Annotated in this window: 15 protein-coding genes; 8 read left to right on the top strand and 7 right to left on the bottom strand. The window is 66.8% G+C overall.

Annotated features, from left to right (window positions below):
• The first annotated feature begins 75 nt into the window (after positions 1 to 75).
• Positions 76 to 2,277, top strand: coding sequence for a thiamine pyrophosphate-dependent enzyme (locus tag V6M50_RS03990; protein WP_332817254.1), 2,202 nt, complete (start codon positions 76 to 78; stop codon positions 2,275 to 2,277).
• Positions 2,274 to 3,326, top strand: coding sequence for an ACP S-malonyltransferase (locus V6M50_RS03985; protein WP_332817253.1), 1,053 nt, complete (start codon positions 2,274 to 2,276; stop codon positions 3,324 to 3,326). The genes V6M50_RS03990 and V6M50_RS03985 overlap by 4 nt, the downstream gene beginning before the upstream one ends.
• A gap of 168 nt (positions 3,327 to 3,494) precedes the next feature.
• Here V6M50_RS03985 and V6M50_RS03980 read toward each other — a convergent pair whose 3' ends face one another.
• Positions 3,495 to 4,148, bottom strand: coding sequence for a response regulator transcription factor (locus V6M50_RS03980; RefSeq protein WP_332817252.1), 654 nt, complete (start codon positions 4,146 to 4,148; stop codon positions 3,495 to 3,497).
• A 295-nt stretch (positions 4,149 to 4,443) separates the two neighbouring features.
• Between V6M50_RS03980 and V6M50_RS03975 the strand changes: the two genes are divergently transcribed.
• A complete protein-coding gene (locus V6M50_RS03975) occupies positions 4,444 to 6,021 on the top strand; it encodes an aldehyde dehydrogenase (NADP(+)) (RefSeq protein WP_332817251.1) in 1,578 nt (525 codons plus the stop codon).
• A gap of 27 nt (positions 6,022 to 6,048) precedes the next feature.
• Here the strand turns inward: V6M50_RS03975 and V6M50_RS03970 are convergent, their stop codons facing one another.
• From V6M50_RS03970 to V6M50_RS03955, 4 genes are read right to left on the bottom strand one after another with little or no spacing between them, the layout of a single operon-like run.
• A complete protein-coding gene (locus V6M50_RS03970; RefSeq protein ID WP_443030480.1) occupies positions 6,049 to 7,851 on the bottom strand; it encodes a DUF885 domain-containing protein in 1,803 nt (600 codons plus the stop codon).
• Between the two features lie 8 nt (positions 7,852 to 7,859).
• Entirely contained in the window at positions 7,860 to 9,611 is a 1,752-nt protein-coding gene (locus V6M50_RS03965) for a DUF885 domain-containing protein (protein ID WP_332817249.1), read from the bottom strand.
• A gap of 18 nt (positions 9,612 to 9,629) precedes the next feature.
• On the bottom strand, positions 9,630 to 11,342 hold the full coding sequence (locus V6M50_RS03960; RefSeq protein WP_332817248.1) for a gamma-glutamyltransferase family protein: 1,713 nt from the start codon (positions 11,340 to 11,342) through the stop codon (positions 9,630 to 9,632).
• A 35-nt stretch (positions 11,343 to 11,377) separates the two neighbouring features.
• A complete protein-coding gene (locus V6M50_RS03955) occupies positions 11,378 to 13,750 on the bottom strand; it encodes a glycoside hydrolase family 127 protein (RefSeq protein ID WP_332817247.1) in 2,373 nt (790 codons plus the stop codon).
• Positions 13,751 to 13,853: 103 nt separating this feature from the next.
• Here V6M50_RS03955 and V6M50_RS03950 point away from each other — a divergent pair, with 103 nt between their 5' ends.
• Positions 13,854 to 14,873 (top strand): Ldh family oxidoreductase, encoded by a 1,020-nt coding sequence (locus V6M50_RS03950; RefSeq protein ID WP_332817246.1) that lies wholly within the window; start codon positions 13,854 to 13,856, stop codon positions 14,871 to 14,873.
• 1 nt (position 14,874) lies between these two features.
• Here V6M50_RS03950 and V6M50_RS03945 read toward each other — a convergent pair whose 3' ends face one another.
• Both V6M50_RS03945 and V6M50_RS03940 read right to left on the bottom strand, forming a co-directional pair.
• Positions 14,875 to 16,077 carry a M24 family metallopeptidase gene (locus V6M50_RS03945; protein WP_332817245.1) on the bottom strand — a complete coding sequence of 401 codons (1,203 nt, stop codon included), beginning with the start codon at positions 16,075 to 16,077 and terminating at the stop codon, positions 14,875 to 14,877.
• Positions 16,078 to 16,079: 2 nt separating this feature from the next.
• Positions 16,080 to 17,354, bottom strand: a complete 1,275-nt coding sequence (locus V6M50_RS03940; protein ID WP_332817244.1) for an NAD(P)/FAD-dependent oxidoreductase — start codon at positions 17,352 to 17,354, stop codon at positions 16,080 to 16,082.
• Between the two features lie 48 nt (positions 17,355 to 17,402).
• Here V6M50_RS03940 and V6M50_RS03935 point away from each other — a divergent pair, with 48 nt between their 5' ends.
• The 4 genes from V6M50_RS03935 to V6M50_RS03920 are packed head-to-tail and all read left to right on the top strand — an operon-like array spanning position 17,403 to position 21,467.
• The gene (locus V6M50_RS03935) at positions 17,403 to 18,326 is read left to right on the top strand and encodes a dihydrodipicolinate synthase family protein (protein WP_332817243.1); all 924 of its coding nucleotides are present in this window, start codon (positions 17,403 to 17,405) and stop codon (positions 18,324 to 18,326) included.
• Between the two features lie 9 nt (positions 18,327 to 18,335).
• On the top strand, positions 18,336 to 19,334 hold the full coding sequence (locus V6M50_RS03930) for a 4-hydroxyproline epimerase (RefSeq protein ID WP_332817242.1): 999 nt from the start codon (positions 18,336 to 18,338) through the stop codon (positions 19,332 to 19,334).
• 7 nt (positions 19,335 to 19,341) lie between these two features.
• Entirely contained in the window at positions 19,342 to 19,989 is a 648-nt protein-coding gene (locus V6M50_RS03925) for a GntR family transcriptional regulator (RefSeq protein WP_332817241.1), read from the top strand.
• A 47-nt stretch (positions 19,990 to 20,036) separates the two neighbouring features.
• Positions 20,037 to 21,467 carry an amino acid permease gene (locus tag V6M50_RS03920; protein ID WP_332817240.1) on the top strand — a complete coding sequence of 477 codons (1,431 nt, stop codon included), beginning with the start codon at positions 20,037 to 20,039 and terminating at the stop codon, positions 21,465 to 21,467.
• The last annotated feature ends 258 nt before the right edge of the window (positions 21,468 to 21,725 follow it).

Genomic DNA, 21,725 nt, shown 5'->3' with positions numbered 1-21,725 from the left:
GCCCCGTTCTAGCGCGCGGCAAAATCGGCCGGTTCGTTACCTTTGTAACCACCGGCCGCGCGACAGGAGAGACAAGTGGACGCGGCGCAAGCGGTACATGAAAAATTCTTGGCAGCGCTGGCGGGGGGCAGGCTGCCCGATCGCGTCGACGCGCCCGATCCTGCGATCGTCGGCCTGTCGCGCGCCGACGCGACCGATATCTTCCTGTCGCAGCTGACCAGCCGTCAGATGGACCGGCTGTCGCGCCATCTGCAGGCGCGCGGCGAGGGTTTCTACACGATCGGGTCGTCGGGGCACGAGGGCAATGCCGCGGTCGCCGCGGCGCTGCGTGTCACCGACATGGCGTTCCTCCACTATCGCTCGAACGCCTTCCAGCTGCACCGTGCGCGGTCGGTGCCGGGTCAGGCCCCGACATGGGACATGCTGCTGAGCTTCGCCGCCTCATCCGAAGATCCGATTTCGGGCGGGCGGCACAAGGTGATCGGGTCGAAACCGCTCAACATCCCGCCGCAAACCTCGACGATCGCCTCGCACCTGCCCAAGGCGGTCGGCGCGGCCTTCTCGATCGGCATCGCGCGCCGCCTCGGCATGAGCGGGCTGCCGCTGCCCGACGATGCCGTCGTGCTGACGAGTTTCGGCGATGCTTCGGCGAACCATTCGACCGCGCAGGGCGCGTTCAACACCGCGGGCTGGGCGGCGTTTCAGGGATCGCCGATGCCGCTTATTTTCCTGTGCGAAGACAATGGTATCGGCATTTCGACGCGCACCCCGACGGGCTGGATCGAGGCGCAGTTCCGCCACCGCGCGGGGCTGCATTATATCAAATGCGACGGCACCGATCTCGTCTCGGCCTATGCGGGCGCCGCCGAGGCCGCCGATTATGCGCGCCGCACGCGGAGGCCGGTCTTCCTCCATATGGCGACGGTGCGGCTCTACGGTCACGCCGGCTCCGACGTGCAGGGCGCGTATCTGCCCAAGGCGCTGATCGAGGCCGACGAGGCGCGCGATCCGCTGCTCGCCGGCGCGGCGCTGATGGCCGAGCATGGCTGGATGACCCCCGGTGAGATCGCCGACGCTTATGAAGAGATTGGCGGCACGCTCGCGCGGCAGGCCGAGGCGGCGATCCTGCGGCCCAAGATCATAACACCCGCCCATGTGATGGAAAGCCTGATCCCGCCAAAACGCGAAGTGGCGCGGCCCAACACGCCGTCGGCCGAAGACCGCAAGGCGATGTTCGGCAGCGACGCGGGGGCGATGGACAAGCCGCAGCATATGGCGCGGCTTTTGAGCTGGGCGCTCGCCGACCTGATGCTCGCGCACAAGGAAATCGTCGTCGCGGGCGAGGATGTCGGGCCGAAGGGCGGCGTCTATAACGTCACCGCCAAGCTCCACCAGCGCTTCGGTTCGGCGCGCGTCGTCAACACCTTGCTCGACGAACAGGCGATTCTCGGCCTCGCGATCGGCATGGCGCACAATGATTTCCTGCCGATGCCCGAAATCCAGTTCCTCGCTTATGTTCACAATGCCGAGGACCAGATTCGCGGCGAAGCGGCGACCCTCAGCTTCTTCTCCGACGGCCAATATACCAACCCGATGGTCCTCCGCATCGCGGGGCTCGGTTACCAGAAGGGTTTTGGCGGCCATTTCCACAACGACAACAGCCTCGCGGTGTTCCGCGACATTCCCGGCGTGATCCTCGCGGTGCCGTCGAACGGGCGCGATGCGGTCGCGATGCTCCGCGAATGCGTGCGGCTGGCGCGCGAGGAGCAGCGCGTGGTCGTCTTCGTCGAACCGATCGCGCTCTACATGACCCGCGACCTCCATGAAGAGGGCGATGGCCTGTGGACCAGCGCCTATGAGGCGCCGGGCGACGGCACGCCGATCCGGCTGGGGCAGGTGGGCGTGTTTGGCGACGGCAACGACCTCGCGATCGTCACCTATGGCAACGGATATTATTTGTCTCGGCAAGCCGAGAAGATTTTGGCGGGCGAGGGCGTGAGGGTGCGCGTGATCGATCTGCGCTGGCTGGGGCCGGTCGATGCCGATGCTTTGGTCGCCGCGGTCGGCGATGCCAAACGCGTGCTGATCGTCGACGAATGCCGCATCACCGGGTCGCAGAGCGAGGCGCTGATGGCGCTGTTCGTCGAGCGTACTCCAGACAAGAAGCTCGCGCGCATCGCCGCCGACGACAGCTTCATCCCATTGGGCCGCGCCGCGACGCTGACCTTGCCGAGCCGCGATTCGATCGTCGCCGCGGCGAAGGAGCTTCTCGCATGAGCGTGCGCAAGACCGCCATCGTCGTCGCGCCCGGGCGCGGCACCTATGGCAAAAACGAACTCGGCAGCATCGCACGCCTGCACGGCGCGCGCTTCGGCGACCTCATCGCCAATTTCGATGCGCAGCGCCGCGAGCGTGGCCAGCCGACGGTCAGCGAACTCGACGGCGCCGACCGCTTCAGTGTCGGGGTGCATATGCGCGGCGATGTCGCGGCGCCGCTGATCTACACCGCGACCGCGCTCGACTTTCTCGGCATCGACCGCGACAAGTTCGACATCGTCGCCGTCGCCGGCAATTCGATGGGCTGGTACAGCGCGCTCGCGCTCGGCGGGGCGGTTTCGGTCGAGGACGGGTTTCGCATCAGCAACGCGATGGGGCTCAACAGCCAGACCCACGGCCCCGGCGGACAGATATTGCTGCAGGTCGTCGACGAGGATTGGCGCGCCGTCCCCGACCTGCGCGAAACGCTGCTGGCACTCGTCGCCGATATCGCCACGCGCCCCGGTCACGCGCTGGCGCTGTCGATCGACCTCGCCGGCATGCTCGTCCTCGCGGGCAATGAGGAGGGCCTTGCCGCCTTGCTCGCCGAAGCGCCGCCGACCCCCGGGCGCGATCCGCTCCGCCTCGCGGGCCACGGACCCTTCCACACCCCGCTGATGTTCGGCAGTTCGGACAAGGCGATGGCCGAGCTGCCGCATTCGCTCTTCCACCGACCCGCACTGCCGCTGGTCGACGGGCGCGGCCATGTCTGGCGCCGCCATGCGAGCGACCCCGCCGCCATCTGGGACTATACCTTCGGCCACCAGATATTGGCACCCTATGATTTCGCGCGTTCGGTGCAGGTCGCGGTGAAGGAATATGCGCCCGACGTCGTCATCCTGCCCGGACCCGGCGACACGCTGGGCGGCGCGATCGCGCAATCGCTGATCGGCATCGGCTGGCAGGGAATTTTAAGCAAGGCGGACTTTGCGGCGCGGCAGGCGGCCGACCCGATCCTGCTGTCGATGGGCCGCGCCGATCAGCGCGAGCTCGTCACCGGAACGCGATAGGGCCGGCAGAGGAGGAACATCCTCTACCGGCCCTTTTGGTCGCACGGACCAGGTGGGGTTGGTCCGTGCGGATGAACGGCAGCGCCCATGGGGACCAACTCAAGGGCGGTACACCGTTCATATCCCTTATAGGCGCGGCGTTGCGTTCAGGGCCGGACGCGCGCGCGATCATGCGCCAAAACGGACCGGATTGGCCGGCGCGGCGCGCGCATATTCGGCGATGAACTGCAACCGCAGCAGCTCGGCGACATTGCCGGCGCCGGCGCGGCGCATGATATTCGCGCGGTGCACCTCGACCGTGCGCGGGCTCAATTCCAGCTGCCGCGCGATCGCCTTGTTGCCAAGGCCGGCGGCGATGGCGTGCAATATATCGCGCTCGCGCGGGGTCAGTGCGGCCAATCGCGCCTCGGCTTCGCGGTGGCGGTCCAGTGCATCCTGCCGCATCCGCCAGTCGCCGAGCGACTGATCGACGGCCCGGCGGACGAGGCGCGGGTCGAGCGGCGCGGGCAGCAGGTCGTGCGCGCCGCCGCGCAGGATCGCCCGCGATTCCGCGATAGTCAGATGGTCGGCGGCGACGAAAATCGTCATGTCCGCCTGCCCCGCGACGCGGCCCAGCAGCGCCGCCCCGCTGGTTGCGCCCGGCTGCCGCCAGTGGAAGAGCAATATGCCGCCCTGGTGATCGGCTTCGGCCTCCAGCCACGCATCGGCGCTCGCAAAGCTGCGAACGATGCGGCCGCCGGCACCGGCGAGCACCCGAAAACAGGCTGCGCGCTCGATCGGGTCGGGCAGGACGAGATGGATATGGCCCCCGGCGTCGTTCACGAAGGGGATGCTGCCGCGGTGCGGGCATCGGGCCCAGCCGGATCCGTTCGGCTTCGGCGCCACTATGGAAGCGATGATCCGCCAAGGCAGGATCTTGCGTCAGGTCCTTGACCAAAATCGTATACGATGTACACAGGAGCTTCTCTTCAGAATCATCAGAGACCTTTCTTGGCCCCCGATTCGCAAGGCACCTTGTTTGGCGGAGCGTCGCTCGCCTCTGCGACTACGGCCGCAATGACCCGGGCCTTCCGGCCCGACACCGATCGCATGCCCCAGGGCGAATGAAGGACGATTTATGATAGCTGGTTCGATTCTCGTCGGCGCTGCCGAAGACAATGTGGCGGAGAAATTCGTTGCGACCGACCCCTCGACCGGGCAGGCGATCGGCCCCGAGTTCAGCTCCGCGAGCGTGGATCATGTCGAGCGCGCCTGCGCGCTGGCCGACGCGGCGTTTGCAAGCTTTTCGGAAACCACGCTCGCGGCGCGCGCCGCGTTCCTCGAGGCGATAGCCGACGGCATCGCCGGACTCGGCGACGACCTTATCGCGCGCGCGATGGCGGAAAGCGGGCTGCCGCGCGCGCGGCTCGAGGGCGAGCGCGGCCGCACCATCGGGCAGCTTCGCATGTTCGCCGCCTTCGTCCGTGTGGGCGACTGGCTGCACGCGACGATCGATCCCGCGCAGCCCGAACGCGTACCGCTTCCCCGGCCCGACCTGCGCCGTCGCCACGTGGCGCTGGGCCCCGTCGCGGTGTTCGGTGCAAGCAATTTCCCGCTCGCCTTCTCGGTCGCCGGCGGCGACACCGCCTCGGCGTTTGCCGCGGGTTGCCCCGTCGTGGTCAAGGGTCATCCCGCGCATCCCGGCACCGGCGAACTGGTGGCGCGCGCGATCAAGGCCGCAGTGACGAGCTGCGGGCTGCCCGAGGGTGTGTTCTCCTATCTTCCCGGCCCGTCGAACGCGCTCGGCGCCGCGCTTGTCGCGGACCCGCGGATCAAGGCGGTGGGCTTCACCGGCTCGCGCGGCGGCGGGCTCGCGCTGATGCAAATCGCTGCGGCGCGCGGCGAACCGATCCCGGTCTATGCCGAAATGAGCAGCATCAATCCGGTCATCCTCTTCCCCGCCGCGCTCCGCGACCGCGCGGAATCGATCGCGGAAGGCTTCGCGCAATCGCTGACAATGGGCGCCGGCCAATTCTGCACCAACCCTGGGCTGCTGATCGCGGTGGGCGGAGCCGATCTCGATCGTTTCGCCGCCGCTGCGGGTGCCGCGCTGTCGGCTATTGCGCCCGCGACGATGCTCACGCCGGGTATCCATGCGAGCTTCGAAAGCGGTGTCGGAGCGCTCGAGCAGCATGGCGCGACGCAGCTCGTCGCGCGCGGTGCCGAAGGGCCGGGCCTGTGCGCGGCGCGCGGCGCGCTGTTCATCACCGATGCCGACGGTTTCCGCGCGGATGCGGCGCTCGGCCACGAAGTGTTCGGTTCGTCCGCGGTCATCGTCCGGTGCCGCGATGTCGAGGACGTCGCGGCGCTTATCGCCGGCCTCGAGGGTCAGCTCACCGCGACGCTCCAGCTCGACGCCGAGGACGAGCCGCTTGCCGCGAAGCTGCTGCCGCTGATCGAGCGCAAGGTCGGGCGCATCCTTGCCAATGGCTGGCCGACCGGGGTCGAGGTCTGTCATGCGATGGTGCACGGCGGGCCTTTTCCCGCCACCTCGGACGGGCGCAGCACGTCGGTCGGCACGCTCGCGATCGAGCGCTTCCTGCGCCCGGTCAGCTACCAGAACCTACCCGAAGGCCTGCTCCCGGCCGCGCTCAAGCCCGGCAATCCATGGGGCATCGCGCGCCGGGTCGACGGCGCGCTTGTCGCGGGCGATTAAGGCGGTGCGCGCCGGTGGGAAACGGGATCAGGGCGCGGCGGCGGCCGGACCCTCGCCGCCGTCGGCGATGAACTTTTCGAGCTGCTGCTCGAGCACTGGGAGCGGCACCGACCCCAATGCGAGGAAGGTGTCGTGGAACTTGCGCTGGTCGAACTTCGGCCCGAGCTTTGCTTCGGCATCGGCGCGCAGCCGCCGGATCGTGATCTCGCCGAGCTTGTAGGCGAGCGCCTGACCCGGCCAGCTGATATAGCGGTCGACCTCGGTCTCGACGTCGTGACGCGCGAGTGCGGTGTGGCCCGCGAGATAGTCGATCGCCTGCTGGCGGCTCCAGCCATAATGATGGACGCCGGTGTCGACGACGAGCCGCGAAGCGCGCCACATCTCGAACGACAGGCGCCCGAAATCCTCATAGGGGGTGCGATAAATGCCCATCTTGGTGCCGAGCCACTCGGTATAGAGCCCCCAGCCTTCGCCATAGCCCGAGAAATAGGTCTGGCGGCGGAACGCCGGCCATTTCGTCGTTTCGAGCGCGACCGCGGCCTGGAAGCTGTGCCCCGGATTGCATTCGTGGAGCGTCAGCGCGGGGATCTGGTAGAGCGGGCGCGAGGGCAGGTCGTAAGTGTTCATCTGGCACGCATCGAGCCCGCCGCGCCCCGCGGTATAGGTCGGCGCGATCGCCGCGGGCACCGGAATGATCGTGAAGCGATAGCGCGGCAGGAAGCCGATCGTATATTTGAGCTGGCCGTCGACGCGCTTGGCGACATCGGCCGAAAAGGCGAGCAGCTCCTGTGGGGTCTTCGCGTAAAATTGCGGGTCGGTGCGCAGGAACTCGATGAAGGCGGCGAGGTCGCCCTTGAAACCCGCCTTCTCTTTCACCTGTTCCATCTCGGCGGTGATCCGCGCGACTTCCTTGAGCCCGATCTGGTGGATCTGCTCGGCGGTCAGTGCGGTGGTCGTATATTCGCGAATCTGCGCCTGGTAAAACGCTTTGCCGTCGGGCATCGCCTCGGCGGCAAGTGTCGTGCGCGCCTTCGGCAGATATTCCTGCCTGTAGAAAGCGAGCAGCTTGGCATAAGCGGGCGCCACCGTGTCGGCGATCACCTGCCGCGCTTCCGTCCGGACCCGTTCCTGTTCGGCGGCCGGGATCGACGCAGGCATCGTGTTGAACGCGGCATAGAAGGGGTTCTTCGCCGTGTCGGCATCAATATAGGCGGCGATCGTCGCATCGCGGCCTTCGAGCGAGGCGCGCGGCACGCTGAAGCCGCGCTTCAGCCCGGCGCGCATGTTGACGATCTGCTCGTCGAAATAGCGCGGGATGTCGCGCATCCGCCCGATATAGCGCTGATATTCCTCGATCGAGGGATAGCTGTCGCGCGCGCTCAGCCCCGACCAGAACTGGCTGTCGGCGTTGAAGGGCATTTCCCACATCCGGTAGCGCCCCTCGGCGACAAACGCCTCGAGGCTGGTGCGTAGCACCGCGGCGTTGATCTTCTCGTCGTCCGACAGCTGACCCTCGGGAATCTGGTCGAGCGCCGCGAGCGTCTTTTTCCAATAGGCGATCCGCGCCGCTTGCGTCGCGGCGTCGACGCGCGGCAGGTGGTCGGCCGACGCTGCGAAGGGCGGGTCGCCGACGCGGCGCGCAAACTCTTTCTGCCGCCACGCCCATTCGGCCTCGTAAAGCGCGCGAAGCTGCGCGTCGGCGCTGTCGGCGGCCGCCGCCGCGGCCTGGGGTTCGGCCGCGGCGGGGGCCTCTGCCGCAGCGGGCGCCAGCGGCAGGAGGGCGAGGGTGGAAAGCAGGATCGTGCGGGTGAACAAGGGGCGTCTCCTCATCGGAAAAATCAGGCGGCGGGTTCGGGGTTCGGATTCTTGCCGCCCCCCGCGATCCATTCGTCGAGCACGCGTTCGAGCGTCGGCAGCGGCACCGAACCGAGGCCGAGCAGCGTATCGTGGAACCAGCGCTGGTCAAACTTCGCGCCCAGCGCCTTCTCGGCCTCGGCGCGCTTGCGACGGATCAGCATCTCGCCGAGCTTGTAGGCGAGCGCCTGCCCCGGATCGTTGATATAACGGTCGACCTCGATCGTGATCTCGTGATCCGACAGCGCGGTGTGTGCCTTCATGAAATCGAGCGCCTGCTGGCGCGTCCAGCCCTTGTGATGCAGCCCCGTGTCGACAACCAGCCGCGCGGCGCGCCACATCTCATATGTCTCGCGTCCGAACTCGTCATAAGGCGTCTCGTAAATCCCCATCTGGATGCCGAGCCATTCGGTATAGAGTCCCCAGCCTTCGCCATAGCCCGAGAAATAGGTCGTCCGGCGGATCTGCGGCCGGTTCGGCGCCTCGAGCGCGAGCGCGGCCTGGAAGCTGTGGCCGGGCGCACATTCGTGCGCCGTCAGCGGCGGGATGGTATAAAGCGGCCGCGCCGGCAGATTATAGGTGTTCATCAAACAGCTCTCGAGCCCGCCGTTGCCGCCGGTCGCGAAGGGCGCGATATTGTCGGGGGTCTGGCGGATCGTGAAGCGATAGCGCGGCAAATGGCCGACGAGGAATTTGAGCTGGCCGTTGATCCGGTTCGCGACATAGGCCGATTTGGCCATCAGTTCGTACGGCGACTTGGCGGTGAACTGCGGATCGGTCTTGAGGAAATGGAGGAAGCCGGCGAAATCGCTCTTCCATCCCGCCGCCTTCATCGTCGCCTGCATGTCGGCGTCGATCCGCGCGACCTCCTTGATCCCGATGGCGTGGATCTGTTCGGGGGTCAGGTCGAGCGTCGTGTATTGGCGGATCTTGGCGGGATAATAGGCCTTGCCATCGGGCAGCGCCTCGCCCGCGATCGCGGTCCGCGCGTTCGGGATATATTCGTCGCGCACGAATGCGCGGAGCTTTGCGAACGCAGGCGCAGCGGCGGCCACCGCGCGGCGCCCTTCGGCGACCAGCGCGGCGCGCTCGCTTTCGGGGATGTTCCCCGGCATCGCGGCGAAACTGGTGAACAGCGGGTTCTTGTCGACGTCGCTCGACGCCAGCGGCGCGATCGGCGCATCGCGGCCCGCGAGCGAGACCTGCGGCTTGGTGAAACCGCGCTTGAGCCCCGCGCGCATGTTGACGATCTGCTGATCGACATAGCGCGGCATATCGCCAAGCCGCTTGATATAGCTCCGATAGGCGTCGGCGCCGGGCAGCCCGCCGCGCGGCGCGATCCACGTCCAGAAGCCGAACGGATCCTCATATTCGCGGTATTTTTGCTCTACCCCAAACTCTTCGAGCGCGGTCTTGAACACCTCGGCGTTGATCCGCTCCTCGGGCGACAGCTGGTCGAAGGGGATCTTGTTCAGCTCGGTCAGCGCGTTGCTCCAATAGGCGGCGCGGCGCGCCTGGCTTGCGGCGTCGACGCTCGGGAAGCGGTCGCTGCCCTCGCGTTCGCCGTCGGGATCGAGCGCGAGTTCCTCGGTGCGCCATTGCCATTCGGCATCGTACAGCGCCTTGAGCCGGACATCGGCCGATTGCGATGCCGGTTGGGACGCCGACTGCGCAAAAGCGGGGGCGGCGAGGGCGAGGGCCGAGACGGCCAGCACCGCGGGAGCAAGATAACGCATAGGGGTTTCCTCCTGTTGTCAGTAACCGGCGGCGAGACCGGCGCGGCGCGGATCGGCGACGCCGGTCAGGCTGCCGTCGGGGTTGCGCTGGATCGCCTGGATCGATCCGAAGTGCCAATTATAGGGCGCGGTGGGGCGGACATTGATGCCATAGCGCGCCTTGAGTTCGTCGCGCACCGCTTGGCTGACGCGGCTTTCGACCACCATCGGCACCCCGGCCTGCGATCCCTGAAAGCGCGGCGCGTCGACCGCCTGTTCGAGCGGTGCGCCGTAACCCAGCAGGTTGATCAGCGTGATCGTCACCGCGCGCGAGGACAGGCCGGGCGATCCGATCGTCATCCACGGCTTGCCGTCCTTGGCTACCATCGTCGGCGGGAAGGGGGAGATCACGCGGCGGCCGGGGCCGGCGGTGTTGCCGGGGAAATTATTGCCGCTGTTCATCGCGATCCCGTCGACGACCATGCCGGTTGCGAAGGTGCTGCCGTAAACCGAGTGGGTGACCGAGGCCATGTTGCCCTCTGCATCGACCGCGACGAGGTGGTTGGTGTCGGTCGAGTGCTTGTCGTGCGTCGCGAACGACGCCGCGAGTTCGAGCGCGCTCCCCGGCGCGGGGGCGGCCTGCGCCGCGGCGGCGGCGGGCTTGGGCAGGCTTGCCGTGGCTTGGGCGGCGAGCCCCTTCGCATAATCCTTCGACAGCAGAAGCCCGGTCGGCACGTCATAGCTCAGCGGATCGCGCACGAATTCGTCGGTCGCGGTCTCGGCGAAACCGAAGGCGCGGCGGATCAATTCGAGGCTCTCGGCCGACTGCGCATAATGCGGGCGCGCCTTGAGGTCGTAATTTTCGACGATGTTGAGCACCATCGAGATCAGCGTGCCCGCGGTCGATGGCGGCGGCGCGCTGATGATCTCATAGCCATTATAGGTCGAACGCAGCGGGGTTTCCCAGCGCGGCTTGTACCCCGCGAGCTCCTCGGCGGTGAGCCCGCCGCCGGTCGAACGCACCGCCGCGACGAAGCGCTCCGCCCATTCGCCGGTGTAGATGTATGATGGACCCTCGGCCGAAATGCGGCGCATCGCCTGCGCGAGCCGCGGATGCTTCACGATCGTGCCAACGGGCGGGACATAGCCCTCGGGCAGATATTCCTCGCGCCCCGAAGGGTAAGCGGACAGCCGGGTCAGCGCGGCCTCGGCAAGCTCGCCATAGAGGAAGCTGTACATCGGATAACCGTCGTCGGCGAGCTTGACCGCGGGCGCGAAATAATCGCCCCATTTGAGCGTACCGAAGCGGTCCGCCGCCGCCTTCAGCCCTGCCACCGTGCCGGGGATGCCGATGCGCTTGCCCGACGTGTCGGGCAGCCGCTCGCCGCCGCCGCCGGTATATTGCGCCCAGCCGCCGCCGACCTGCGCATCCTTCGTATGATCGAGCTCGGCGTCGAGATAATGATATTCGCCGGTCTTTGCGTCATAATAGAGGATCGAGACCCCGCCCGCGAGCGTTGTCATCTGCGGTTCGATCACCGCCTGCATCGGCACCGCGGTGAGCACGGCGTCGAGCGCGGTGCCGCCTTTCTTCATCACCTCGACCATCGCCTTGGTCACGGTCGGGTTCGAGGAGGACGCCATCGCCGCTTTGGCGTGGACCGCGGGCTTGGCGCCCTGTTCCTGCGCCAGCACCGATGGCGCAAATATTACGAGGCCAAGCGTGACCAGCAATCGATAGCGTTTTCCCATGTCGCGACCCCTTTGTTATCGAATATGCCCGTGCGTCAGACCGTCCCTTGCGCTGGAGCGGGCGTGAAGATGCGGACCCCGAAGACGGGGCCGCAGCGTGTCGTGTCGTTGGCCGGCTGGAAGCGGACCATGACGCTGTCCTTGCCGCGGGTCAGTTCGGCAGGAACCGGATAGTCGATGGTGAAGAAGTCGCCGGGGTGTGCGCCGGTCAGCGCCTGCGTCGCGATCTTCGTCCCGTCGATGAGGATGTCGAACAGCTTGCCCCGCTCTTCGCCCCAATAGGTCGCTTGCAGGATCAGCGGGCCGGGCCGCACCTTCGCGCGATATTCGAAAAAGCCGAAGGTCCGCGCATCGCGCCCGTGCCGCCCACGATAGGTGACGGCATAGCTGTTCTTCGCGGTGAGGCCATGGTCGCGCTCGGGCTGCATCTCGCCGAGGTTCATGACGTCGACCGACCGCCGCGCGAGGTCCTGCTGGCGGGCGTGCTCGGCGGCAAAGGCGGCCTGCTCGCGTGCCCAGCCGGCGTCGTCGAAGCTTTTGAAATAGACCGCGGTGCGCCGGTCGCGCTGTTGGAAGAAAGGCGCAAAGGTGAGGTCGGCGGGCCGTGCGATTCCCGTGGTGCGGAAGCGTCCAGCGGCGGCATCGACCGGCGCGAAGCCCGCGAGCAGGTCGGCCGCGACCAATGCGGGCGCGGGGCCGTCATAAGGCTGGTCGGTGGGGCCGAGATCGGCGGCGAGCACGACCGGCCCGTGGAGCAGCGCGATGGTCGAGGGATCGTCGTTCGCCGCCTCGGTGCGCAACCGCATCGGCAGCGTCAGCGCGATGCGGTCGCCCTTCGCCCAGCGGCGGCGGATCCCCGCATAGTCGCCTGCCGCCGTCGGCATGGGCACATCGTTCACCGTCAGCGTCGCGCCGTCGCACCAGCCCGGAATTCGCAGCGCCACGCCGAAGTCGCCCGAGCGATCGAGCGCGTCGAGGGTGATGTTGACCCGCTCGCCGAACGGATAGGCGGTTTCCATCCGGAAGGTCGCGCCCTGCTCGGCCCAGCTCGCGGTCGAGGCGATGTAGAGGTTGATCAACAGCGTGTCGCCGCTCTGCCACCAGACCGAATCGCCATGCTTCGCGTGGCTTTCCATGCCCGACCCGACGCAGCACCAGAAATCGTCGAAGGGTTTCGAAAATTGGCGCGCCGATCCCGACATCAGCGGCACCATATAAGCGAACATGCCCGTCGCCGGGTCCTGATGCGCGAGGATATGGTTGGTGTGCGCGCGCTCATAATAATCGAACAGCCGCGCCTCGGGCCGCCAGCCGTAGAGATGGCGCGTCAGCTTCAGCATATTATAGCTGTTGCAGCTCTCGCACGTCTGTTCGGTGATATGTTTCGAGATCGTCCGCGGCGCGGGGAAATATTCTCGGTCGGCGTTGCCGCCGATGACATAGCTATAATCGCGGACGACCGTTTCCCAGAAGAAACGCGCCGCCGCCGCGTCATCCGCCTTGCCGGTCAGCTCGTGCAGCCGCGCGAGGCCGATGATCTTCGGGATCTGGGTGTTGGCATGGATCCACGGCAGCGAATCCTTCCCTTCGCTCAGCGGGTCGAGCACTTTGCGGTGCCGCAGCCGTTCGGCAAGGCGCAGCCAGCGCGGGTCTTTCGTCCGCGCATGAAGTTCGGCGAAGCTTTCGTTGATCCCGCCATGTTCGCAGTCGAGCACCTGCTGGACCTGTTCGTCGTTCAGTGCCGCGAACACATCGTCGATATAGGTGCCAAGCCCGACCGCAACGGGCAGCGCCTTGGCATTGCCGCAAAGCTCCTCTGCGTCGAACAGCCCTGCGAACAATTTGTGCCAGTTATAGAAGGGAACCCAGCAGCCGTTGAGGTCAAACCCCATCGACCGGATGTCGCCGCGCTTCAGCTCGGCGAACAGCAGCTTGCCGTCCTCGACGACGTCGCCGCGCTTGCGCGTGAAGCCCGCGACATAGCCGTCGCCATGCGCCGCCTGCGCTTCGGCGAGCTCGTTCACGATATAATCGACGCGCGTCTTGCTCTCGGCATCGCCCGTCTGCGCGTGCATCAGCGCCAGCGCGGTCAGATAATGGCCGAGGCTGTGTCCCGCGATCGTATCGCTTTCCCACCCGCCGTAAACCGCGCCCTTGGGTTCGAGCCCGGCGCTGGTGCGGAAATTATGGAGCAGGCGGTCGGGTTCGAGCGCGTGCAGATAGCGAAGATTGCCCTCGATCGCATCGCGCCACGGCGAATCGAGCAGGCGCACCGCCGACAGCGGCAGCGGCTTGGCAGGCCCGAAGGTCGTGGACAGGGAGGGCGCCGCGCGTACAAAAACCGGGACCAGCGCCACGGCGGCGGCGCCCGCAAGCAGGGTGCGGCGATTGATATGCGATGGCTGCATCACGCTCCCCTCAAGTCCTTGCCCGCCTTGATGACAGCATATTATACAGTATACGAAGTTTGCAAGCGGCTATATGTCCAACCGATAATTTGGTGGAGGATCGATGATCGAGGATGAAAAGGTCCAGCTTTCGCTGGACGAAGTGGCGGCGCTGTCGCGCGATATTCTTGCGCATCACGGCCTCGCGCCGCGTCATGTCGAGGCGGTGACCGCAACGATCGTCGCCGGCGAGCGCGACGAATGCGCGAGTCATGGCATCTATCGCCTGCTCGTCTGCGTGAACACGCTGAAGGCGGGGAAGGTCGTGAAGGACGCCGTCCCCGTCGTGCACGATGTCGCGCCGGCGCTGGTCCGGGTCGATGCGGGGGGTGGCTTTGCCCAGACCGCGTTCGGGGAAGGACTGCCGCACCTCGTCGAAAAAGCCCGGCAAAACGGGATCGCCGCGCTCGGGATCAACCATTGCGTCCATTTCGCCGCGCTATGGCCCGAGGTCGAGGCGGTCGCCGCCGCCGGACTGGTCGCGTTCGCCTGCACTCCCAGCCACGCTTGGGTCGCACCTGCGGGCGGCATCAAGCCGCTGTTCGGCACCAACCCGATCGCCTTCGGCTGGCCGCGCCCCGGCGCCTATCCCTATGTCTTCGATTTCGCGACGAGCGCGGTCGCGCGCGGCGAGATCGAACTGCATCGCCGCGCGGGCAAACCCATTCCCGAAGGCTGGGGCATCGATGCCAAAGGACGTCCGACGACCGATGCCGAGGCCGCGCTTGGTGGCGCAATGCTCACTTTCGGGGGGCATAAGGGATCGGCGCTCGCAACGATGGTCGAACTGCTCGCGGGGCCGCTGATCGGCGACCTCACCAGCGCCGAATCGATCGCGCTCGACGCAGGCGCGGGCTCGTCACCGATCGGCGGCGAATTCATCTTCGCGATCGATCCTGCCGGCTTCCTCGGTGCCGAAGCGGCGTACCATATCGAGCGCGCCGAGGCGGTCTTCGATGCGATCGCCGGACAGGGCGCGCGGCTGCCGTCGCAGCGCCGCTTCGAGGCCCGCGCGCGCAGCCTCGCGAACGGCGTGCACATACCGCGCCCGCTCTACGAGGATGTGCTTCGCCTGCTCGACTAGGTCAGCCAAACGGCCGGTCGATCTCGGGCGAGGGTTCGGTGAACCAGGCGGCGCCGGTTTCGGTCATATAGAAATGATCCTCCAGCCGGATGCCGAAGCGATCGGGGATGACGATCATCGGCTCGTTCGAAAAGCACATGCCGGGCGCGAGCGGCGTCTTGTCGCCGCGCACCAGATAGGCGGGCTCGTGGATCGACAGGCCGATGCCGTGGCCGGTGCGGTGCGGCAGGCCGGGCAGGCGATAGTCGGGGCCGAGCCCCGCTTTTTCAAGCACCGCGCGCGCCGCGGCGTCGACTGCTTCGCATGGCTCGCCGGGGAGCGCGGCGTCGAAAGCGGCGGCCTGCGCCTCCTTCTCGAGCGCCCAGATGCGCCGCTGCTCCGCATCGGCCTCGCCGAAGACATAGGTGCGCGTGATGTCCGAATTATAGCCTTCGACGACGCAGCCGACGTCGATCAGCACGACGTCACCTTCCTGCAATCGTGCGTCGCCCGGAAGGCCATGCGGAAAGGCGGTCGAGCGGCCGAACTGGACGATGCAGAAGCTGTTTCCTCCCGGCGCGCCGATCGCGCGGTGCGCTTGCTCGAGGAAACGCGTGACTTCGCTCGCGGCGATGCCCGGCGCTAGGATGCGCGCCGCGCGGCGATGGACTTCGAGCGTCATCGACTTCGCCTGCTGGAGCAAGGCCAGTTCGCTCGCCGATTTATACATCCGGCAGCCGTCGACGATCGGCCCGCCCTCGACGATGTCGAGCGACGGTGCGGCGCGGCGAATCCGTTCGACGAACAGGAACGCCATCGCCGGATCGATCGCGAGCGTCGTCGCGCCAATCTCGCGCAGTGCGCCGACAACGAGCGTTGACGGACTCTCATCCTCTTCCCACAGTCGCAGTTCGACCTCGATCTTGAGGTCGGCCTCGAGCGTGCCGAGTTCGAAGGCGGGCGCAATCACAATCGGCTTGCCCGTCTGCGGGAGCAGCATCGCAACGAGCCGCTCGCTCGCGCCCCACGGGATGCCGGCGAAATAGCGCAGGCTGGCGCCAGCCCCGATCAACAGCGCGTCGGCGCCCGTCTCGCGCATCAACCGCCGCGCCTTCTCGATTCGCTGCTCGCGTTCGGCAGCGGTGATCGGTGCGGCGCGATCGGTCCAGGGGGTGATCGCGGCGAGTTCTTTGTCTGCGGTCGATCCGCCGATTCCGTGGGTCATGGTCAGGCTCCAAAACGCTTGAGGTCGAAGGGGGCAAGGTCGAACGGCGGTGCATTGCCGGTCGCTAGCGCGGCGACGGCATCCCCGGTGGCGGCCGCAAGGGTGAGGCCGAGATGCTGATGCCCGAACGCATAGAAGAGGTTCGTCGCCCGGTCGCTACGGCCGATCGCGGGCAGATAGTCGGGCAAGGTCGGCCGCGCGCCCATCCACTCGGCACCGGGCAGGTGAAAGGACAGACCGAGCGCCGCGACATGCTGGCGCAGCCGTTCCCATTTGCGCGGATCGGCAGGGCTGGCGCCGCGGCCGAATTCGACGAAGCTTGCCGCGCGCAGCCCCGTTCGGAAGCGGGTGACGATCATCGAGCGATCCTCGAACACCACCGGCGGCATGTCCATCGGCCAATCGCTCGCCGCCGACTGGATATGATAGCCGCGCTCGGCAATGATCGGCACTTTATGGCCGATCGATGCCAATAGCACACCCGATGCCGCGCCGCTGGCGACGATGATCGCATCCGCCTCGTGCCGTTGCCCCCCGACAGTTGTCGCGGCGGCGCAGCCGCCCTCGACGATCAGACTCTCGACCTTTGCTTCGATTCGCGTTCCGCCCGCAGCATCGAATCCGGTACGCAACGCTGCGGCTAGCGCGTCGAGATCGGCGATCCGAGCCGATCCCGAGAAGCGAATCGCGCCCGCGATCGGGTTCGGCGTGAGCGCCGCCAGCTGGCGCAGTTCGGCGGGCGTCGCATCGCGGATCGTCGCCTGCCCGATGTCGGCGGCCGCCCAATGCGCGCGGCCCTTCGCGGCACTGGCGGCGCTTTCCCAGACGATGAAATGGCCGTCCTCGACCAGCAGCTCGCTCGACCCGATTCGGCCGAGCAGCCGGCGCCACGCGCCCATCGCGTCGCCGAGCGCGTCGGCGAGCGCGGCTCGCCCCTTCCGAAAACGCGCGGGGCTGGTTGCGGCGACCAGCCGCAACGCGAACGGCGCCCACGCGCTTATGTCGCGCAGCGGCAGCGACAATGCGCCGCCGCGCCAGAACAGGCGGCGCGGCATCGACCGGATCGTCGCGCGCGAAGCGAGCGGTTCGACCTGTTCGATGGCGATATGCCCCGCATTGCCCCATGATGCGGCCGGGGAGACCGGGGGCGAATCGATCAGAATGGTTGAAATACCGCGCATTTGCAGGGCAAGCGCAGTGGCGAGGCCGACCACGCCGCCGCCGATGACGACGGCATTTTGCGGATCGGACGGGCGGGATGGAAAATCATTTGGCATCTTGTATCATATACCGTATACGATCCGAAGCTTCAACGGAGGTAATGAATGAGCGTAATACGGACACTGTGGGAGGGCGTATATCCCGCAGCTACCACTCAATTCGCCGAGGACCTGTCGATCGATTTCGACGCAACCCAGCGTGTGCAGAGCGCGCTCGTCGATGACGGCGTGGACGGGCTCATCATCCTGGGCACGTGCGGCGAGAATAATTCGCTCGAGCCCGACGAGAAGCGCCATGTCCTGAAAGGTGCGGTCGAGGCGGTTGCCGGGCGCGTGCCGATCGTCGCGGGGGTTTCCGAATTCACCACCGCGCGCGCGGTCCAATATGCCAAGGACGCCGAAAAGCTCGGCGCCGACGCGATCATGCTGCTTCCCGCGATGGTCTATGTGCCGACGCCCGAAGAGCTGCAGGCGCATTTCCGCGCCGTGGCCGAGGCGACTTCGCTCCCGATCATGCTCTATAACAATCCGCCCGCGTACCGCGTCGACGTCGATTTCGCGACGCTTCAGGCGCTGCGCGATGTCCCCAATATCGTCGCAATCAAGGAAAGCGCCCCCGATCCGCGCCGCTTCACCGATGTCTTCAACCGTTTCGGCGATCGCTATACGGTGATGGCCGGGCTCGACGACATTGCGCTCGAGGGCCTGTTCCTCGGGGCCAGTGGCTGGGTCTCGGGGCTGACGAGCGCCTTCCCGACCGAATCGGTCCGCCTTGTCGCGGCCTTCAACGAGGGCCGATATGACGAGGCGCTGGCGATCTATCGCTGGTTCATGCCGCTTCTCCATCTCGACGCCGACCGCGACCTGGTCCAGTCGATCAAGCTCGCCGAGCAGATCATGGGACGCGGGTCCGAGCGCGTGCGCCTGCCGCGCCTGCCGCTCGCCGGCCAGCGCCGCAAGGATGTGATCGCGTGGGTCGAGCAATGCGCGGCGACCCAGCCGAGCAAGATCGCGGCGCTGGCGGGCTGACCGGTCCCGATGCGCCACAGCTTCTTCTGCATCGACGGCCATACTGCCGGAAATCCGGTCCGGCTGGTCGCCGGTGGTGCGCCGCTCGTCCGTGGCGGGTCGATGGCCGAGCGGCGCCAGGATTTCCTCGACCGGTTCGACTGGATCCGGACGAGCCTGTGCTTCGAGCCGCGCGGACACGACATGATGTCGGGCGGCTTTCTCTATCCGCCGACAGAGGCCGACAGCGACATCGGCATCCTCTTTATCGAAACGAGCGGCTGCCTGCCGATGTGCGGCCATGGCACGATCGGCCTCGTCACCTTCGGGCTCGAAAACGGGCTGATCACCCCGCGTCAGCCGGGCAAGCTGCGTGTCGAGGTTCCCGCGGGAACGATCGACATCGAATATGGTACCGAAGGCGACCGGGTGTCGTGGGTGCGGATTCGCAACGTGCCCTCCTATCTCGCTGCCGAGGGGGTCGAGATCGACGTTCCGGGCTTCGGCCGGCTGACGATCGACGTCGCCTATGGCGGCAATTATTACGCGATCGTCGAGCCGCAGGGCCCCTATATCGGCCTCGACGCGCTCGGTGCGTCGCGGATCGTCGACCTCAGCCGGACGGTGCGGTCGCTGATGCAGGCGGCGTATGAGCCGGTGCACCCGCTCGACGATCGCATCCGGGGGGTCAGCCATGTGATGTGGACCGACCGGCCCAGGGGCGCCGGCGCCGACGGCCGCAACGCCGTCTTTTATGGCGAACGCGCGATCGATCGCAGCCCCTGCGGCACCGGTACATCGGCGCGGATGGCGCAGCTCGTCGCCAAGGGACGGCTGCAGGTCGGCGAGCGTTTCGTGCACGAAAGCTATATCGGCAGCCGCTTTATCGGGCGCGTCGAGGACCGGGCGATGCTCGGCGATACCCCCGCCATCATCCCCTCGATCGAAGGATCGGCGATCGCGACCGGATTCAACACGATCTGGGTCGATCGCGCAGATGCCTTCTGGAATGGATTTTCGGTGCTATGAGGCATTTATGAGCCTCATCATCAGAAACCTTTCCGACCAGCTGGTGGACCTAGTCCGCGACCGCATCCTTTCGGGCGTCGTATCCAGCGACCATGCCATCCGGCAGGACGCGCTCGCCGCCGAACTCGGCGTCAGCAAGATCCCGCTACGCGAGGCGCTCGCGCGTCTCGAAGAGGAAGGACTGGTTCGCTCCCAAGCGAACCGCGGCTTCTTCGTGCGGTCGCTCAGCGCGTCCGAAGCGCAGGAGGTGTATGAGCTTCGCATCAAGCTCGAACCCGATGCCACCGCGCTCGCGGCAAAGCTCGCGACCGAGGCCGATCATACGCACGCGATCGTGACGCTCGAGACGCTCGACCATGTCACCGACGAGCATGGCGAAGGCGTCGGCGCCTTCAACCGCGCCTTCCACCGCGCGCTGTTCCGCCCGTGCGGCCAGCCGGTCACGGTCAGCATCCTCGAACGGCTGCAGGTGCTCTCCGAACGCTATGTGCGCGTGCATCTCGAGCCGCTCGGGCGCGACGAACGCGCGAACGAGGAGCATCGCGCGCTGCTCAAGGCCTGGATCGCGCGCGATGCCGACCAGGTCGGCGAACTGGTCGATGCGCATATCCGCAAGACATTGGACGATCTGCGTCAGCAGCTCGTCGACGATTAACCGGGGAGCCGGCTGCCGTCGGCTCCAGTTTCAGGGAGGAGCAATAGGTGGCAGCAGGTTTTTTCGGGCCGATAAAGCCCATCGCGGTTGCACAGCAGGAGGCGGGGCATAGCCTGCGCGCCAGCCTCAGCTGGCCGCATCTCGTGGCGCTGGGGGTCGGCGCGATCGTCGGAACGGGGATCTACACGCTGACCGGGGTGGGCGCCGAGCGCGCGGGCCCGGCAGTGATCCTCGCCTTTGCTATCGCCGGTGCGGTCTGTGCCTGCGCGGCGCTCGCCTATGCCGAGCTCGCGACGATGATCCCGACCGCGGGCAGCGCCTATACCTACACCTATTCGGTGCTCGGCGAGACGCTGGCATGGATCGTCGGGTGGAGTTTGATCCTCGAATATTCGCTCGCCTGTTCGACCGTTGCGGTCGGCTGGTCGGGCTATCTGGTCGGCTGGATCCAGTCGGCAGGAATCCATTTGCCCGCGGCGCTGCTGTCGGGGCCGCACGCCGGCGGGATCGTCAACCTGCCCGCGGTGATCGTCGCGCTGGCGGTTGCCGGGATGCTGATGGCGGGCACGCGCGAGAGCGCGACGCTCAACATCATCCTCGTGATCATCAAGCTCGCCGCGCTGTCGATCTTCGTCGCTTTCGCGGCGCCCGCGTTCGACGCGAACAATCTCCAGCCCTTCATGCCTTATGGCTTTGCCAGCCATGTCGAGGGCGGCGCGACGAAGGGGGTGATGGCCGCCGCCGCGATCGTCTTCTTCGCCTTTTATGGCTTCGACGCGGTCGCAACCTCGGCCGAAGAGGCCAAGAATCCGTCGCGCGACCTCAAGATCGGGATCATCGGATCGATGGCGATCTGTACCTTGATCTACATGCTCGTCGCGATCAGCGCGATCGGCGCGATGCACTATACGACGCTCGGCAACTCGCCCGAACCGCTCGCGCTGGTGCTGCGCACGCTCGGCCATCCGGTCGCCTCGCATCTCGTCGCGCTCGCGGCGTTGATCGCGCTGCCCTCGGTCATCCTCGTGATGATGTACGGCCAGAGCCGTGTGTTCTTTGTGATGAGCCGCGACGGGCTGCTGCCGCGCTCGCTGAGCAAGGTGTCGAAGCGTACGGGCACGCCGGTGCTGGTCACCGGCATCACTGGCCTCTTCGTCGCCGCGGTCGCGGGTTTCTTCCGCCTCGACGAGATCGCCGAACTCGCCAATGCGGGGACGCTGGTCGCCTTCATCGCGGTCGGCGTCTGCCTGATGGTGCTGCGCAAGAAGGCGCCTGACCTGCCGCGCGTGTTCCGCTGCCCGGCGCCCTATCTGGTCGGCTCGCTCGCGGTGCTCGGCTGCCTCTATCTGCTGTTCAGCCTGCCCGGCATGACGCTGGTCCGCTTCCTCGGATGGAACATCCTCGGCATCCTCGTCTACCTCGCCTACGGCCGTGCGCGCAGCATGGCGCGGCATAACCAGCCGGTGGTTGGGATCTGACGATAGAGGGCAAATGGGCGATTGCCGGTCATACAGGTAGTCGCCCTTTTCCAATCCCGTTCGCATCGAGCGAAGTCGAGATGCCCATCGGGGGTGTCTCGACTTCGCTCGACACGAACGGAAATTGAGGGTGTCCGCTAACGACCGGTTGCAGTCATCCAACTTCTCGTCACCCCGGGCTTGACCCGGGGCCTGCCTTGTCTTTTCTCGGTTGGGAAGAAGGAAGGCGGGTCCCGGGTCAAGCCCGGGATGACGAAT

The organism is Sphingopyxis sp., from assembly GCF_036675685.1.
Lineage (GTDB): Bacteria > Pseudomonadota > Alphaproteobacteria > Sphingomonadales > Sphingomonadaceae > Sphingopyxis.
Note: the sequence above shows the minus strand (reverse complement) of the source record. Positions and strands in the feature narration are given on the sequence as shown.